This is a genomic window from Nakamurella sp. UYEF19 (genome assembly GCF_040546275.1).
Classification (GTDB): domain Bacteria; phylum Actinomycetota; class Actinomycetes; order Mycobacteriales; family Nakamurellaceae; genus Nakamurella.
Genome location: NZ_JBEPNO010000015.1, coordinates 26,837 through 42,253, shown reverse-complemented (window position 1 = coordinate 42,253; position 15,417 = coordinate 26,837). Strand labels below are relative to the sequence as shown.

15 protein-coding genes are annotated in these 15,417 nt (G+C 66.5%); 7 read left to right on the top strand and 8 right to left on the bottom strand.

Translation table 11 applies throughout. From position 1 onward, the window contains the following. Positions 1-185 precede the first annotated feature (185 nt). Positions 186-1,865, bottom strand: a complete 1,680-nt coding sequence (locus tag ABIB25_RS18960; protein ID WP_354530067.1) for a CocE/NonD family hydrolase — start codon at positions 1,863-1,865, stop codon at positions 186-188. Positions 1,866-2,427: 562 nt separating this feature from the next. On the opposite strand from ABIB25_RS18960, the gene ABIB25_RS18955 reads away from it, so the two are divergent. Both ABIB25_RS18955 and ABIB25_RS18950 read left to right on the top strand, forming a co-directional pair. Beyond that, positions 2,428-7,047: a DUF6531 domain-containing protein gene (locus tag ABIB25_RS18955; RefSeq protein ID WP_354530066.1), complete on the top strand. Its 4,620-nt coding sequence runs from the start codon at positions 2,428-2,430 to the stop codon at positions 7,045-7,047. A gap of 32 nt (positions 7,048-7,079) precedes the next feature. Then, the gene (locus ABIB25_RS18950; RefSeq protein WP_354530065.1) at positions 7,080-7,424 is read left to right on the top strand and encodes a hypothetical protein; all 345 of its coding nucleotides are present in this window, start codon (positions 7,080-7,082) and stop codon (positions 7,422-7,424) included. Positions 7,425-7,633: 209 nt separating this feature from the next. Here the strand turns inward: ABIB25_RS18950 and ABIB25_RS18945 are convergent, their stop codons facing one another. The 3 genes from ABIB25_RS18945 to ABIB25_RS18935 form a co-directional block, all read right to left on the bottom strand. Next, the gene (locus ABIB25_RS18945; RefSeq protein WP_354530064.1) at positions 7,634-8,968 is read right to left on the bottom strand and encodes a hypothetical protein; all 1,335 of its coding nucleotides are present in this window, start codon (positions 8,966-8,968) and stop codon (positions 7,634-7,636) included. 74 nt (positions 8,969-9,042) lie between these two features. Next, positions 9,043-9,198, bottom strand: coding sequence for a hypothetical protein (locus tag ABIB25_RS18940; protein ID WP_354530063.1), 156 nt, complete (start codon positions 9,196-9,198; stop codon positions 9,043-9,045). Between the two features lie 62 nt (positions 9,199-9,260). Further along, positions 9,261-9,473: a hypothetical protein gene (locus ABIB25_RS18935; RefSeq protein ID WP_354530062.1), complete on the bottom strand. Its 213-nt coding sequence runs from the start codon at positions 9,471-9,473 to the stop codon at positions 9,261-9,263. 21 nt (positions 9,474-9,494) lie between these two features. Here ABIB25_RS18935 and ABIB25_RS18930 point away from each other — a divergent pair, with 21 nt between their 5' ends. The 3 genes from ABIB25_RS18930 (at position 9,495) to ABIB25_RS18920 (ending at position 10,348) form a co-directional block, all read left to right on the top strand. Continuing rightward, the gene (locus ABIB25_RS18930) at positions 9,495-9,629 is read left to right on the top strand and encodes a hypothetical protein (protein ID WP_354530061.1); all 135 of its coding nucleotides are present in this window, start codon (positions 9,495-9,497) and stop codon (positions 9,627-9,629) included. 103 nt (positions 9,630-9,732) lie between these two features. Then, positions 9,733-10,200: a hypothetical protein gene (locus tag ABIB25_RS18925; protein WP_354530060.1), complete on the top strand. Its 468-nt coding sequence runs from the start codon at positions 9,733-9,735 to the stop codon at positions 10,198-10,200. Further along, positions 10,166-10,348, top strand: coding sequence for a LuxR C-terminal-related transcriptional regulator (locus tag ABIB25_RS18920; protein WP_354530059.1), 183 nt, complete (start codon positions 10,166-10,168; stop codon positions 10,346-10,348). Before ABIB25_RS18925 ends, ABIB25_RS18920 begins: the two co-directional genes overlap by 35 nt. On the opposite strand, the gene ABIB25_RS18915 is transcribed toward ABIB25_RS18920, so the two are convergent. The 3 genes from ABIB25_RS18915 to ABIB25_RS18905 all read right to left on the bottom strand — a co-directional run bounded on the left by ABIB25_RS18915 (position 10,326) and on the right by ABIB25_RS18905 (position 12,319). Next, positions 10,326-10,706, bottom strand: a complete 381-nt coding sequence (locus ABIB25_RS18915; RefSeq protein WP_354530058.1) for a type II toxin-antitoxin system VapC family toxin — start codon at positions 10,704-10,706, stop codon at positions 10,326-10,328. The two genes, ABIB25_RS18920 and ABIB25_RS18915, sit on opposite strands and share 23 nt — an antisense overlap. After that, complete coding sequence (locus ABIB25_RS18910) at positions 10,703-10,945, bottom strand: AbrB/MazE/SpoVT family DNA-binding domain-containing protein (RefSeq protein ID WP_354530057.1); 243 nt, start codon at positions 10,943-10,945, stop codon at positions 10,703-10,705. The genes ABIB25_RS18915 and ABIB25_RS18910 overlap by 4 nt, the downstream gene beginning before the upstream one ends. 315 nt (positions 10,946-11,260) lie before the next feature. After that, a complete protein-coding gene (locus tag ABIB25_RS18905) occupies positions 11,261-12,319 on the bottom strand; it encodes a saccharopine dehydrogenase family protein (protein WP_354530056.1) in 1,059 nt (352 codons plus the stop codon). Between the two features lie 72 nt (positions 12,320-12,391). Between ABIB25_RS18905 and ABIB25_RS18900 the strand changes: the two genes are divergently transcribed. Both ABIB25_RS18900 and ABIB25_RS18895 read left to right on the top strand, forming a co-directional pair. Continuing rightward, positions 12,392-13,360: a helix-turn-helix domain-containing protein gene (locus ABIB25_RS18900; protein WP_354530055.1), complete on the top strand. Its 969-nt coding sequence runs from the start codon at positions 12,392-12,394 to the stop codon at positions 13,358-13,360. Between the two features lie 82 nt (positions 13,361-13,442). Beyond that, complete coding sequence (locus ABIB25_RS18895; RefSeq protein WP_354530054.1) at positions 13,443-13,730, top strand: hypothetical protein; 288 nt, start codon at positions 13,443-13,445, stop codon at positions 13,728-13,730. A 55-nt stretch (positions 13,731-13,785) separates the two neighbouring features. On the opposite strand, the gene ABIB25_RS18890 is transcribed toward ABIB25_RS18895, so the two are convergent. Continuing rightward, a complete protein-coding gene (locus tag ABIB25_RS18890; RefSeq protein WP_354530053.1) occupies positions 13,786-14,922 on the bottom strand; it encodes an ROK family protein in 1,137 nt (378 codons plus the stop codon). Positions 14,923-15,417: the final 495 nt, after the last annotated feature.

Here is a 15,417-nt window from a genome sequence, read left to right as displayed (position 1 = left end):
AAAGGTCATCCACAGCGAATGACGTCCGTTTTACCGATTCTTTGCCGGTGGTGGAGGGTGCGGCAGAGTCGAAGGTCCCGCTGCCGACAGCCCATAGGACACCTCCGGCCGCTGGTCTTTCGAGGCTGACGCCCTGATGGGCGAGTCCGTGTGTCGCGAACTCCCGCGCTCCTGCACCGGCCGGGTCAGCCGGCGGTCACCGGCAGGGTCAGCGAGCCGGTCGATCCGATCGTCAGTTGCTCGCCGTCCGGCGGCGGGGCACCGAAAGTGTCGCTCATGGTCAGCAGCAGCCCGATCCGGTGTCCGGCCGGGATCAGCAGGTCCACCGGTTTCATCGGCACGGCCGCGGTCAGCCAGGTGCGTTGGGCGATCGGAAGCCGCGCGGTGCCGGCGGAGTTGAGGCCGAGGTCCAGCACGCCGGAGGACAGCACACCCCACTTGCTCGGCCGGGTGGCCATGGAAAGCCTGGGATAGCAGGCACTGTCACGTCCGGCGCTCTGACCCCAGCAATCCTGGCCGCCCGCCGGCACCAACCCGCCATCGAGATCGTCGGTGGTCGCGACCCGGTTGCCGGTGCCGTAGTCGACGACGGTCGCGACGACCTGGGCGCGCGAGCCGACCACCTGCAGGGGCAGGATCACCTGCGGTCGGCCGGACAACCGCAGCGGCGCGACGAGTGGGGCCGTCAACAGCAGCACCCGCTGTCCGGGTCCCGCCGACGCAACCTTCGGATCGTAGAGCGGGTCCAGCAGGTCGTTCACTGCAGTCGCACTCAGTCCGGCCGGAGCGACGATCGTGCCGAGAGCCGTCGGCGGCGACGTGACCGGCGGCTTCGGTTCGAGTGCCTGGCCGCTGAACCGGAAGACCTGCGGCGCAGGAGGAGCGGGCCAGATCGACTGGTCACGCCAGGACAGATCGGCGTTCTGGACGGTGACCGCGGGTGCGGTCTCGATGCCGCTTGGCAGGTCGAGGAGGTAGCGGTCGAACCACGCGTGCAGGGTATCGACCCATTGCGCCCGGCGCAGGTCGAACGGATCTGCGTGGCCACCCTGCGTGAGCCACAATTTTCGCGGAATCTTTCTTGCGCCCAGGGCCTCCCACAGTTTGAGGGACTCATTCGCGGGTGCTACCAGGTCTCGCAGGCCGGTCACGATGAACGTCGCGGCACGCCACTTGCCGATGGATTCCAGGCCATTCCGATCGCGGAAGAACTGGTTGTAGGTGACACCACCGGCGTTCTGCTGGGTGGTCATGACCGCATTGAATGGATCGCAGGCGGGGTTCCAGCCCCGTTGGGTTCCGTCCACCTGGGGAAAGAACATCATGGGTTCCGCGGCCGCTGTGCTGTTGAGCGGGAACAGATCGACCAGACCCTCGATCGACACCACCGTCTTGAGGGCCGGGTTCCCGGTGGCCGCCGCAGTCAGCGCGTCCGCGCCATCGGCGGACTTGCCGATCATTCCAACCCGACCGGACGACCAGGTCGCCGACACCGCCTGACCAGCATCGGATGTCGCGGTGCGAGATCCGCCCAACCAGTCGAGCACGGCGCTGACGGCGGCGCGGTCGGCCGGCCCGTAGAAATCGCCGCAGCCGGTGGACCGGCCCTGACCCGGGCTGTCCATCGCAGCGAAGGCATAACCGCGGGGGACGAAGTAGTTGTCGTAGAACAGGGGCATCCCGACCACCACGCCGGCGGTATTGCGCACCTTGCGCTGGCTCAGCGAGCCGCGGCCCGCTCCGTCGTAGTACGGGGACTGCTCCATGATCACCGGAACCCGACCCGACGTCCGCGGTCGGACGATGTCGACGGAGATCACGTCGTCCTTGCCATCGCGGTCGAGGTCCCGCTTCAGGTCGATCATGACGTGTTCACGCACGGCGTCGGCCAATCGGAACCTCTCGGTCGAGCCCACCGGTTGCCGCGGCGTGGTGCTCGTGTGCTGACTCGATGACGTCGATGACGTCGATGACGTCAATGACGTCGTGCGTGGCGCTGCGGTGCTCGGCGACGGCGGCCTGGAGGAAGTGCTGGAGACTGACGGCGTGGAACCGCTCGACGTCGGTGCTGTCGAGCTCGGTACGCCCTGAGTCACGGGCGATGTCAGAGTTGACGTCGAACCTGATGTCGCCGGAGCCGGATCAGGCGAACCGGTGCACCCGGTCAGCATTACCCCTACCAAGAGAACCATCCACCGTCGCCGACCCCTGATGACCATGAGTTGATCAAAGCAGGAGAGCGAGCAGCCTGCAGGACGACGGAGTAGCAACCGCTCCGGCCAGGGTTGTCCACAAGTTCGGCAGATCCGGTGGGAACCTCGACCGACGCTCTATCGTCGGAGGCTGACCGGCAGACAGGCGGGCCTGCAGCGGCATGGCAGGGTTTGGGGGCGTGTGCGGCCCAGTGATGAGTGCGGGGTGTGATCAATGGTGGATTCGTCGGTTTTCTCCTTGACGGGGGACGCAGAGTCAATTCGGTCATCTGCGACTAAATGGTCAATGTTCTCCGTGGCGGCCTCGGGTGCGTCGTCCGACATTCGCCGCATCGACTCCGGTGATTTCAAGGGAGACGAGGCGGACACCTACCGCGACAAGCTGAACAACGATCTGCCACCTCACCTGGATACGACGTCGCAGGCCTGGTCGATGGTCTCGTCTGCCTTGCAGAACTACGCCAGCACACTGGAGAGCCTGCAGCAACGGATGGCCACGTTGTCGGCGAAGGCGTCCGACCAGCAGTCCCAGGTAAACTCTGCAAGCAACGCCGTGGCCGACGCGCACACCGCCGACTCCCGGCACACCAGTGCCGTCGAAGCCCAGACCAAGGCGCTCAAACCCGGTGAGACGTTGCCGGCGGACACCTACAAGCCGCAGTCCGGGGGAGCCTCCTCCCAGCTCAGCAATGCGAATTCCGCCCTGCAGGCGACTACGGATGCGGCGAACCAGGTCCGGTCCGAGCACAATGCAGCCGTCGATACCTGCGCGAATGCGATCAATCAGGCCGCGGGGACCAGATTCGAGGAGCCGCCCGGGTTCTGGGGCAAGCTGGGCAATGCCGTCGGCGGTTGGATCAGGGATCACGCCGATGTCCTGACGGCAATATCAAGCGTGCTGAAGCAGATCTCGGGCATCGCCGGTCTGTTGGCGATGATCCCGGTACTGGCCCCGATCATGGGTCCGATCGCCCTGGCCACCGGCGCCGGCGCGCTGGTGATCGACGGCGCCGTCATGCTCGCCACCGGCAAGGGATCGGTCGTCGACCTGGTGATCGACGCGGCCGGTCTGATACCGGGTGGGCGGGCGGCCGGCGAGGTCGCCAAGGGTGCGGATGCGCTGGTCGGGGCGACCAGGACCGCGTCGACGGTGGTCAAGGACGCGCGGGGTGTCGAAACTGTGGCTTCGGGTGGGCGGAACGCCGAGAACGCCGTCGCCGGCGTCGACCGGGCCGGTTCCCGGGCGGCCGACGGTGCGGGGACCGCTGCCCGGCACGACACGCCCGCCGACAGCCTGCCCTGCGCCGGCGACCCGATCGACGTGGTCACCGGCGAGATGATCATGATCCAGACGGATCTGGAGCTTCCGGGTGTCCTGCCGCTGACGCTCAAGCGGGTCTACAAGAGTTCCTACCGGTGGGGCGGCTCGTTCGGTCACTCCTGGGCCTCGACGCTGGATCAGCGGGTGGAGATCGGGTCCGACGGCGGTGCGTGCTTCGTCGCCGAGGACGGCGTGGTGCTGTACTACCCCGACGCCGCACTGGCTGCCGACGGCATTGCCTTCTGGCCGACCGAAGGGATCCAGCGCTGGCCGCTGCGGCGGATCGCCGGTGGTGGCTGGACGGTGGAGGATCCCGACCTCCGGGTCACCCGCCGGTTCGCAGCTCCGGACGCCGACGACCGATGCGCACTGCTCGAGATCATCGACCACCACGGCAATTCCATCTCCTTCGACTACGGCAACCGAGGTCTGGTCAGCGCCGTCCGGCACTCCGCCGGCTACCGGGTCGATGTCGACTCCGTTGGCTCGCGGGTGACGGGACTTCGGGTGCAGGACGGGTCGAACCACATCCTGGTCGCCTCGTTCGGCTATGACCTGCTCGGGAACATGCTGCGGGTGAACAACTCCGACGGAGATCCGCTCCGGTTCGACTGGGAGTCGGAGCGGATCGTCGGGTGGCGCGACCGCAACGACATCTGGTACCGCTACGAGTACGACGAAGAGGGTCGCTGCGTGCGGACGTCCGGTCGCGGACGTGTGCTGTCGTACGGGTTCTCCTACCTTCCCGGGCGGACACTGGTTACTGATTCCCTCGGCGGCGTCACCACGTACGAGTACAACCATGCGCACCAGGTCACCCGCGAGATCGACCCGCTCGGCAACGTCACGGCGTCCGTGTGGGACCGCCACGACCACTTGCTGGTGCGCACCGATCCGCTCGGCCGCTCCACCCAGTTCGAGTACGACGGATCCGGCCGATTGGTCGAGGTCACCTACCCCGATGGTCTGCGAGAATTGTTGCAGCGCAACTTCATCGGGTTTCCGGTTCGGGCTGTCGACGTAACCGGCGCGGAGTGGACGCGGACCTACGACGGGTCTGGCAATCTAGTCTCCACCACCGATCCGCTCGGCGCTGCCACAGTCTTCGGTCGCAACGCAAACGGTGCCGTGGCGTCCATCACCGACCCACTCGGTGCGACGACCGCCGTGACCTCGAACGCCGCCGGGCTACCGGCCTCGGTGTCAGACCCGCTCGGGGGCACCACCCGATTCGAATACGACGGCTTCGGCCGTGTCGTCCGCAGTGTCGACCCGCTCGGGGGAGTGACCACGCTCGGCTGGACCGGGGACGGCAAGCTGGCGTTCCAGGTCGGTCCCGACGGCGCGCGGGAGGAGTGGACCTGGGACGGGGAGGGCAATCTCACCTCCCATACGGACGCCACCGGCGCCCGGACCGTCATCGAGAACGGCGTCTTCGACCTGCCCGTGGTCCGGATCGAGCCGGACGGCGGGCGAATGCTGTTCGGCTACGACACCGAACTGCGTCTGACGTCGGTGCAGAACCCGGCCGGTCTGCGCTGGCGCTACGACTACGACGCCGCGGGGCGTCTGGCGGCCGAGACTGATTTCAACGGCCGGCTCCAGCAGTACCGGCACGACGCCGCGGGACGATTGATCACGATGGTCAATGGGCTCGGCCAGGAGACTGTCCTGGGCTACAACACTGCCGGTGATCTGGTCGAACGAACCACCATTGATGGCATGACGCGGATGGAGTACGACCGGGCCGGTCGCCTCCTGAGCGCGGAGTCTCCGGGCGCTGTGGTCGATCTCGACCGCGACGCCTGTGGTCGGGTGGTGCGGGAGACCGTCAACGGCCACAGTGTGACCGCGACGTTCGACGCTGCGGGGCAGCGGATCTCGCGCACCACGCCGTCAGGGGTGTTGTCGCAGTGGGGCTTCGATGCAGCCGGCCGTCCGCAGACCTTGCAGACCGCCGGCCAGCAAGTGACGTTTGCCTTCGACGCCGCCGGGCGGGAGGTCGGCCGGAGCTTCTCCGCCGGCGGCCGGTTGGAGCAGACCTTCGATGCGGCGCACCGGTTGGTGAATCAGGTCATGGGATCTGTCGCCGGAGCAGTCGGGAAGGTCGGGGATCGCCCGGTTCTGGCGACGGCCCGCAGTTTCCGTTACCGCATCGACGGCGCGCTGGCCGGGATGTCGGACGGATTGACCGGGTCTTCGCGCCGTTTCGACCTCGATAGCTCCGGTCGGGTAGTCGGAGTGCAGGCGGCATGGTGGACGGAGAGCTACGTCTACGACCGTTCCGGGAATGTGACAGCAGCGTCGGTGGGCGGTGCGGTCGGTGCGAACCCGGCGGTCAGCGCCGCTCCCGCGGCCGCTGGTGCGGTTGAGGGTGCCGGCCTGCGGGAGTATGCGGGCACTCTGGTCACCCGCGCCGGCGGCGTGTCGTACGGCCACGATCGGCAGGGTCGAGTGGTCACCCGGACGCGGAAGCGGTTGTCGCAAAAGGCCGAGACCTGGCGCTACCGCTACGACGCCGACGATCGGATGGTCGCCGCCATTTCGGGTGATCAGCGGTGGGCCTACAACTATGACGTGTTCGGCCGGCGGATCAGCAAGCAGCGGTTGGATCTGGACGGCGGCGTCCTCGAGCAGACCCTGTTCGCCTGGGACGGCGACCGGCTGATCGAGCAGAGCAAATTGAGGACCTCGACCGGCGCTGACCCGGAGGTGACCACCTGGGAGTACCTGCCGGGCAGTTGGCGGCCGGTCGGTCAGACCGTCGGTCAGACCGTCGGTGGATCTGCCGCCGATGCCCAGTTCTTCGCCATCGTCAGCGATCTGGTCGGGACCCCGACCGAACTGGTGACCCCCGACGGCAGCCGGGTAGCGTGGAGGAATGCCGAATCGACCGTGTGGGGTGCGCCTCGAACGTTCAAGGCTGCCAACGGTTCGTCAAAATACGCTGATCCCGCGGTGCAGTGCCCGATCCGGTTCCCCGGCCAGTACGCCGACGACGAGACCGGCCTGCACTACAACCGGCACCGCTACTACGACCCCGCCGCCGCGCGCTACACCACCAGCGACCCGTTGGGCCTTGCGCCGGCCGACGACCCCCACAGCTACGTCGTCAACCCGACCGGCTGGTCTGACCCGCTGGGGCTCACCGCCTGTCCGGCAGGGGGCGCGGGCGGTGCCTCCACTCCTCCGCGGCGGGCGGATTTCATCGCCAACGCCGACGGCGTTGTCGTTTCAACCAGCCGATCACGGATGGAAGCGGGCTTCCGCGACTCAAACTTCCCGAGTAAACCGACCACGTCACCGGGCACCCAATACGAGATGCCTGATGGGTCGCTGGTCCGTATCATGGAGCCCGCTGGTCCGGCTCCACTCCGCGCCTCATTCACTGACAGTCACGGCCAGGCGGTGAGCCCGTTTACCGGGCGTCAGCCTCACCCGCCGGCCGGCGTCAGCGGGCCGGCTTGGAAAGCGCTCAGGCGTGACCTGACACATGTGGAGCTGGGGCCGTGATCGGAGATATTGGGGTAGCAATCGCTGGGCTCGTGCCCCTTGGAATCGATCACGCTTCTTACGAGTATCCTGCCTTATCCATCTATGGCAAGAATTGGTCACTAAATACCGATTCATCGTGGCGCCTGGTGAAGGGCGGGGTGGTATTTCTCGGAGTTTCAGAAACACAGGGGCCGGAAGCTTTGACTTTTTTGGAAGGAGAGTCGATTATTGGTGTTCGGCCACAGTCTGAATTGGTACGCGGTGACCCCGCGTTCGAATTGACCGGTGGAATGTGGTTGGAGATTTTCTCAGATCAGGGCGTTGATCCTTGGGTGTTCAGCCTACCGCAGATAGTCTTCGTCGGGAGCCCGTACGACCCCGAGCAGGTCGGCTGAGTGGGGAACGGTGCCAAGATGGCGGTTCCGGAAGCAACGATGGTGATGTCCGGCGATTCTTCACGCACCTCGCTGATCGTTTTGTTCGAGTAGGACAACGGACTGCCTTGGGAACGGTATCGGTGAGACCTCGTTCCTGGCGGTGCGAATTGGTCTGAACTCCACGCATCTGCTTTCGCCCGAACAGCCGGGTGCGAAGTCACTTCGCGCTACGAGGCGGGTATCCCGTACCGGTCGAACTCGTCCTGAAGGGTTGGCCGCCTGCGGTTGTCGTTGCGGACTCCGAGGATCCAGGCCCGACTCTGCGAGGTCAGACCGGCAGCCTCGGCGAAGCGATGGGACCGACGGATCAGCGCAGCAGCGCGACGATACGCAGCGCGGTCGGTGACGTCCAGCTCTCTGACAGCCAGCAGCTGGTAGACCCTCATTGCATCGGCGGGATGCTCGGCGCCGCGGGCATCGGCGACGTCGGCCCAGACACGGGTGGTGCACCCGCCCTGCTGCGCCGCCCGCCAGGCTGCCCCGACATCGCCTTCGCTCAAATGGACCTTGACCAACTCGCTGTGGCCTGACGGGTCCGCGCGGTACGCCGGCGTGACGTCCAATCCAACGGCCTCCGGCAGTGCCTCGAGCACCGCAAGGGCGGTGGCCCGTCGTTCGGTCCAGTCGCCGGATTCGCTGGCGAAATCGTGAAGTCGGTCGTAGAGCTCGGCCGACGGTGATTCGCCGAATCGCGTGGCCGCCATGTCGGTCGCGATGTCGACGCGACCCGCTCGGACGTGCAGCTCGGCAGCGAAATCGTCGAGGCGCTCGTCCCGGCGGCCGTACTCCGGACCTTGGCCGCGCTCCAGCCAGCGCATTGCCTCGTCGTCACGTCCGGCCCCGGCGAGCACTTTCGCGATCTTCAGGTAGTGGTAGGAGTACGAGAGATCGCGTGCCATCACCTCGACCACCGCGTCGGCACCATGCCGCGCAGCCAGCAACGTCTTGAGGAAGGTGACGTTGAAGGCGCTGACCTGGCCGCCGCGCTCGTCGCTCTCACCGGGTCCCAAGGGTGGGAGCAACCGGTAGTGCTTGTCGACCTCCGCCTCGAAGCGGGCCAGTCCCACCTCGCCGAGCGCGGCAGCGTGGGTGGTGGGGCTCTCGAGGAACACTTCCCAATCGGTGCGCATCGCCCACTTCGCCAGGTGGACAGCAAGTCTCGTCTGCTCCAGACCGCTCTGCTCGCAGGCGTCGGCGTGATCCTGCTGCAGTCGGCGTATCAGATCACCCAGAATGCCGCTCGAGTCGTCGACGGTGGCGAAGGCCTTCTCGATGAGCTTGATACCGGATTCGATCACCTCGACCGCCGCCTGGGCATGTCCGGCGAGCAGGAGTTGATCGGCGGCGCGGAGTTCCTTGCTCAGGCCTGCGGCGACCGCGGAAGCGCTGCGGTAGGTGCTGCCACCGGTACGCCCGGCCGCCTTGACCCGGGCAAGGATCTCGGGCAGGTCGGCGCGCTGGGGGTGGTCAGGCGCTGCGGGCTTGGTTGATCGAGACGTCACGCCACCATCTTGCCGGGCGCGGAACGAGACGTCGGTCGGAGCCGACTACCGAGAGTGCGAATTCGTCCGAACCCTCACGCCGAGTCGGCCCGCGCCCAGACCAGGCTGCCGAAGGCAACGACGAGAGCGACGTTGACGGGCACAGCCACGGCGGCGATGTTGCCGATGTGCGCAACGGGCCAGGCGAGGATCGCGACGAGGACGAGCAGGCCCTGCCAGCGGTGGCCCAACCTCAGCAGCGCCCAGCCGATCAGCGCGAATGACAGCGGGAAGAACAGTCCCAGCGGCTTGATCAGGTTCGCGCGATGCGTAGGACGACGAACCCGTACGCGATGGCTCCCAGGACGTGGAGCACCCCGGCGGTGGCGTCGTTCCAGCCGCGGGCGGCATACATCGAGTCGGCGGCCAGGTAGATGACCGGCGCGATCAGCAGGGTGCTGGTCAGCAAGCGCTCGGTCGGCGTGGCTTGTCGGAGATCGGAAGCGGTGGCAATGGCGGGGTTCATGGACCGTGACACGATGGTCCGATGGCAAACGCCGACGTTCTGGGCTTGCGTGGGCTGCCGCCGTTGGTCGTCGTCAGCGTGGTGGTCGTGCTGATCGCGTTCGGGCCGAGCACGGCCTATGGGTCTCGAACCTGCACAACGGATTGCTGGCGCTGAGTTTCTCGATCGTCGGCTCCTACATTCTGTCCCAACGCCCCGGCCATCGCGAGGGCCTGCTGTTCATGGCCACCGGGGTCGTCGAGGCGGTGATGTCGCGCTGATGCTGACGACTTTCGCCGTCATCTGCTTCCCCGACGGGCGACTGCCCTCCCGAGGATGGCGGTGGGTAGCCGCAGTGGTCCTCGTGGTGACGGTCGCGTGCGCGTCGCTGTCGGCGATCTGGCCCGTGGAGTACGCATCGGCCGGAGTGGTCAGCGATCATCCGTTCAATGCCGGGACCCCGGCCGGCGTCACGTCCGCCTGGGCCGGCATCGCCCATCCCGCCTACATCGGATTCCAGGTGCTCTGGGTGGTGGCGGTCGCTGTCCGCTGGCGTTCGTCGGACGGCCGGGTCCGACGGCAACTGGCCTGGATGCTCGCGGCCGCCGCGGTGTCGGTGACCGCATTGGTCCTGGGCCTGGCGATCTGGGGGACACCCGGGCCTGGACTGATCTCGGCCACTCTGCTGCAGAGAACGGGACGTCCTCGAGCTGATGGCGCTCGGCCTCTCGAACGCCGCAATCAGTAGGGAACTCCACTTGAGCATCAAGACGGTGGAACCCGTTGTCAGCACGATCTTCTCGAAGCTCGACCTGCACGCTGACGCCGACAGCAACCGTCGGGTGCTCGCGGTCCCGGCCCACGCGCAGAGACCTAACGAATCAACCGAACGTTGATCGGCAGGTCGAGATCGGCCCAGACGCGATCGGCAGTGAGAACCTCTGGCGGCACGCTTCTGATGGTGAGGGCCAGGCAGCAGCGATCGCCCAAGGACAGTGCCCGGCCACCGTCGATGGATCGGAGTGCGCCGGCCAGTTCGGCGTCGGCCGCGCTCAGCGGCTCGATGACGACACCTGCTGCACTGAGCAGTTCGCGCAATCGGACGACGTCGATGTCAGCATCGACGAGCTTGCCGACCACTTCGGCTAGATTGGCAGCGCCCAAGACTGCACCGGAGATCTCTCGGGCCACAGTGTCGCTGCCGGGTTCGCCGTGGATGAGGGCCAGCACTGCCGAGGCATCGAGGACGGTCATTCGGTCGCGGCGGCCAGCCGTCGTTCGGCGAGAAGTTCTTCGACCAGGGATCGTGACCGGGGCACGAGAGAACCCAACGCCCGCAACTCGGTGACGGCATCGGCTGGACGCTCGAGAACCAGCCGAGGGCCGGCAACGTGCAGGTGCAGTTGATCGCCGGGCGCCAGTCCGAGCGCCGCGCGAACGTTTGCCGGGATCACCAATCGACCTTGCTGACCCAACACCACCGTGGCATCCATTCGACAAGTCTGCCACGTTTGCTGAAATCATGCCAGCAGCTGCGCTGAGCACGAAATGCAGGACGGCGGGGGCGAAGCGCCGGGTTGCCTCGGATCCTCCAGGCGGCTACTGGCAATCGCAACGAAAGGTTGCGTTAAGTCACTGGCGCGTAGGTCACGTTGCGACCGAAAAATGTTCAGGGAACGCTAGTTCGGACCCTCCGATCGAAAGGACCACCCCGGGAGAACGACTTCGCCACCACGACGCTCACTCAGGCACGCTGAATTCAGGCAACACCCTCGGCCCGCTGTGAAACGATCCCGGACCATGTCACATCACCGGTCGAGGCTGAACCCGTTCTCCGGATCTTCGTGCAGCGCCCCGAGGAAATCCTGGGTGTCGAAGGCTTCGCCGGCCGAGACGACTCCCGTGACGAAGCAACGGCCATCGAGGATCCGCTCGAGCGCTTCCACCACGAGAGGGGCGGTGACGGCGTAGATGTCACGTCCCCGAGCGGTCACCCGCCGCTCCTGGCCATCCCGACGGGCTGCGGCCTCTATCACGAACACCTGGGCAGACCGTCCGACTGGCGCCTCGATGCTCCGATCAGGGTCGCCGGTCGCGTCCAGGTAAAAATAGGTGCTGATCTGCGGGACGGAGAGGTGGTGGGCGATCGTCAGGGTGTCGACGGTGGAGAACTCGCCCTCGACCTGCTGCGTGCCGAACGGTGCCGGGAAGTCCCACTTCCCAATGGGTCTGGGCTCCTGGTCGGAGCGTTCCGTCATGTGGTCATCCGTCCACACGAGGCGCCGACCCGCCCGGCGTTCGCCAGCCAGCCGCGTACCTCGGGTCGGCGTCCAGCTATCGAGGGCGACAGCCACGGTGATCTCGTCCGCGCTGGGCCAGTCGCCCATGGCGGCGGTCGCCAACAGATCACCCAGAGCGCCGAAGAATCCCATCGACGGCAGGACCACGATGCCGGCGTCACGAGCGGGATCGGTGTAGTTCTCGAAGGTCTCGATCGTGACGAAAGGCTCTGCGGTGAAGTCGATGTAGGGAATGCCGGCCCGGAGCGCCGCGTCGATGAGGGCCGGTGTGCTCTCGCCGAAAGGTCCGGCGCAGTTGATGACTGCGGCGGCTCCGGCGAGGGCTCTGTCCACGGAGTCCAGGTCCTCGATGGACGCGACACGCGAGCCGGATCCTGGATGACGGTCGGCGGCGGCCTGCAGCTTGTCCGCGTCTCGTCCGGAGAGGATCAGGTCCCAGCCGCGCAGGGTCAGCTCCGAGGCGACGAAGCCGGCCGTGTGCCCATAGGCACCGAAGACGGTGACCGTGCCTTTTGAGTTCGAAACATCGGAATGCGATGGGCGGTGACCTGGTCTCGGGGGCGTCATGCGATCAAGAATGGCCTGATCCGTCAGTGCCCAGTGAGTGGCGGGAATGCCAATGAGGGCTAGATTCACGCCATGCTGTCTCCCCATCGCGTGGTCGTGCCGCTCACCGCCCACGTACCGATCTTCGAGGTCGCGGTCGCCTGCGAAGTTTTCGGCCGGCCGAGGCGGGATTTTCCGGTGCCGTGGTACGAGGTTGTCCTCTGTCGCGGCGAGAACGGACCCGTCCGCACCGCGGAAGGTCTCCTGCTGGGCGAAGCGCCAGGGTTGGAGGAGCTGGCCAAGGCCGACACCGTGATCGTCCCGGCTTGTGTTGACCTGCAGGGTGATCCGCCGCCGGATCTGCTCGAGGCGCTCCGCCTCGCGCACGCCCGCGGTGCGCGCATCGCCTCGATCTGCACTGGCGCGTTCACCCTGGCTGCGGCCGGGTTGCTCGACGGGCGGAGGGCCACCACCCACTGGATGCACGGCGCCGAGCTGACCAGGCGCTGGCCGAACGTGCTGCTGGATCCGAATGTGCTCTACACCCAGGACGGCCAGATCTTCACCTCCGCGGGCGAATGTGCCGGCCTGGACCTGTGTCTCAGCCTGATCCGGCTCGACCACGGCGCCCGGTTCGCCAACGCCCTGGCCCGTCGCATGGTGCTTCCGGCGCATCGCGACGGCGGCCAGGCGCAGTACATCGACCAACCCCTGCATACGGGCGAATCGACCGACCTGAGCCCGGTCCTGGCCTGGGCCCGCTCACAGCTGCATCGCCCGCTGACCCTCGACGATCTCGCCGGGGGGGCGGCGATGAGCCAACGCACCTTCGTCCGCCACTTCCGGGCCCGCACCGGCACCACTCCGCTGCAATGGCTGATGCACGAACGTGTCTCGCGAGCGCAGGAACTTCTGGAGACCACCGACGACACCATCGAGCGCATCGCCACGCAGTGCGGCTTCGGTTCCGTCCAAACCCTGCGCACCCACTTCACCCGTGTCGCTCGGATCAGCCCCAGCCGCTACCGCCAGAGCTTCCGGCCTTCGGCCAGCCCGGTCTGAGGTTGCCGCCCATCATCACCGGACCCCCTCGCGTCGATCGGGCTGGCCTGTGTCAATCTCGGTATCTACCGATGGAGGAAGCATGACGCCTGACCAGATCGTCCAGACCGCCGACCTGATCAAGCGAACGTACAAGCGGAAGGCTGCTGAGGAGCTGCGGGCTGACCTTGGCCAGCTCCAGACCCTCGGCAAGGAAGCGGTGGGTCTGCCGGACAAGAAGGTTATCGGTGAAGTACGTCGCCTGTTCGATGAGGTGTCGAGGCATCTCGGCCGGCTGCAGTCCGACGAGGTGAGCGCACTCCAGAGGCGTCAGCGGAACGAGCTCTCATTACTCCGTGAGCAGCACAAGCTGCCCAAGCGAGCATTCTAGCGACGGGCTCAGGCCCAGGAGGAAGGGCGTCTGGGACAGGAAACCGACACCAACCTCATGATTGCCGCGTCCCTTTGGCTCCCCAGGCCGCTCCAGGAGGCGCCCTGGTCAGCAGGTCGACGTGGCGCTGGATGGCGATGACTGCCGCACCCCGGGCCCACGCGGTGAAGGTGAGAGGCCTGACCTGCAGCTCAGGAGGGTGCACGCTCCAGTGCAGGTGCTCGGCCATCGCGGCGCGGATGGCCGACTCGCCGGCCTGGTACATCTGATAGCTCTCGCCGGAGAGCAACACCAGCTGTGGACCCATCAGATTGACCAGCAGCGCCACCAGGATCCCGAGAGCGCGACCGGCATCCTGGAACACCCGGTCGGCCAACGGATCACCGGCTCGGGAGCGATCGACGCAGTCCTGAAAGGTCAATCCAGGAAGGCCGGCCGCGACGGCGACCGTCCGGGTGATCGCGGACGTCGTCAGGTACGACCGCAGGCAGCCGCGGTGGCCCAGCTCGCACAGGCTGCCCCGGTCGTCGATCTGCCAGTGCTCGATCATCCCGGCCGTGCCCTCCTGCCCGGACACCAATTCGCCGTTGATCACCATCGCGCATCCGATACCCACACCGACGGTGATCAGAGCAAAATCGTCGATACCGGCTGCCGCACCGAACCAATGCTCGGCCGCGGCAAGTGCTCGCACGTCGTTCTCCAAGGTGATCGGCAGGCCGACCCTGGCTTCGACCAACTCCGCCAGCGGGACGTCCGACCAACCCAGATATTCCGAGTTCCGCGCGTGAGAACTGGCCGGCGTGCTGGTTCCGGCCAGGCTGATCCCGACTCCGGCGATCTGCGGATAGCCGGAGTCGCGTATCCGGTTGATGGCGAGAGCAATCTGCTCGATCACCGCGGCCGGATCGTGGCTGCCCAATTCGTACTGCTCGTCGTGGACCAGGTTGGCCGTCAGGCCGGTCAGGACGACATACATCTGATCGTCGGTCAGCTTGATACCGATGAACACCGCCCGGTCAGGTACCACCTCCAGGCGGTGGGACGGGCGACCGGTGGGGGCCAACATCTCCGCATCCAGCCCGCGCACGTATCCACCGTCGATCAAGGGCCGCGTGATCTTCGTCAGGTTTCCGGACGACAGGGACAGTCGTCTGGCCAGTTCCGCGCGCGAGAGTGGGCCGTGGACCATCAATTCCACCAGGCAGGTACGAGCCGAAGGACTCAGTGGGCTCAGTTCCGCAGGTGGTGCGCCGCGAGAACCCGACCGCGCGCTGACCATGTCGACCACCAGCCTGACGCTAGGTTAGTTCACCTGGGAAGACAAGTGAATCGCCCTGCGAGCCAGTGGGGGCAGGGGCGGTCCGCGTGGCCGGCGACGGAGGCGCTACCTCACGGATGCACAGCGCCCGATGGATAACATGAAAGCGCATGGAAACTGTTTGTTGGAAGCAGGTCCCGGGTCGTTGGACTCCGCTGTCCCCGCCGGACACTCTCCCGCGAGGCCAACTCCGTGGTGAGTTCTGCGCCTGCTGTCTTGAATGCCGCATTTTGGAAATCGAGTCCTTGACAGGACTTAGCTTCTGCATGAAGCTAAGTTCGCCGCGACGCTCTGAACTGGGTGAAACCCGTGGCTCAAGCCAGTAGCGACGACCCCACCGATGCGGTCCTTACTCACGCCCGACGG

Coding starts and splice junctions, on each gene's coding strand:
- ABIB25_RS18960 (WP_354530067.1), bottom strand. CDS start 1,865: ATGATCGACCTGAAGCGGGACCTCGACCGCGATGGCAAGGACGACGTG.
- ABIB25_RS18915 (WP_354530058.1), bottom strand. CDS start 10,706: ATGACCGTCCTCGATGCCTCGGCAGTGCTGGCCCTCATCCACGGCGAA.
- ABIB25_RS18900 (WP_354530055.1), top strand. CDS start 12,392: ATGCTGTCTCCCCATCGCGTGGTCGTGCCGCTCACCGCCCACGTACCG.
- ABIB25_RS18955 (WP_354530066.1), top strand. CDS start 2,428: ATGGTGGATTCGTCGGTTTTCTCCTTGACGGGGGACGCAGAGTCAATT.
- ABIB25_RS18910 (WP_354530057.1), bottom strand. CDS start 10,945: ATGGATGCCACGGTGGTGTTGGGTCAGCAAGGTCGATTGGTGATCCCG.
- ABIB25_RS18890 (WP_354530053.1), bottom strand. CDS start 14,922: ATGGTCCACGGCCCACTCTCGCGCGCGGAACTGGCCAGACGACTGTCC.
- ABIB25_RS18895 (WP_354530054.1), top strand. CDS start 13,443: ATGACGCCTGACCAGATCGTCCAGACCGCCGACCTGATCAAGCGAACG.
- ABIB25_RS18925 (WP_354530060.1), top strand. CDS start 9,733: ATGCTGACGACTTTCGCCGTCATCTGCTTCCCCGACGGGCGACTGCCC.
- ABIB25_RS18905 (WP_354530056.1), bottom strand. CDS start 12,319: ATGACGCCCCCGAGACCAGGTCACCGCCCATCGCATTCCGATGTTTCG.
- ABIB25_RS18920 (WP_354530059.1), top strand. CDS start 10,166: ATGGCGCTCGGCCTCTCGAACGCCGCAATCAGTAGGGAACTCCACTTG.
- ABIB25_RS18930 (WP_354530061.1), top strand. CDS start 9,495: ATGGCAAACGCCGACGTTCTGGGCTTGCGTGGGCTGCCGCCGTTGGTC.
- ABIB25_RS18935 (WP_354530062.1), bottom strand. CDS start 9,473: ATGAACCCCGCCATTGCCACCGCTTCCGATCTCCGACAAGCCACGCCG.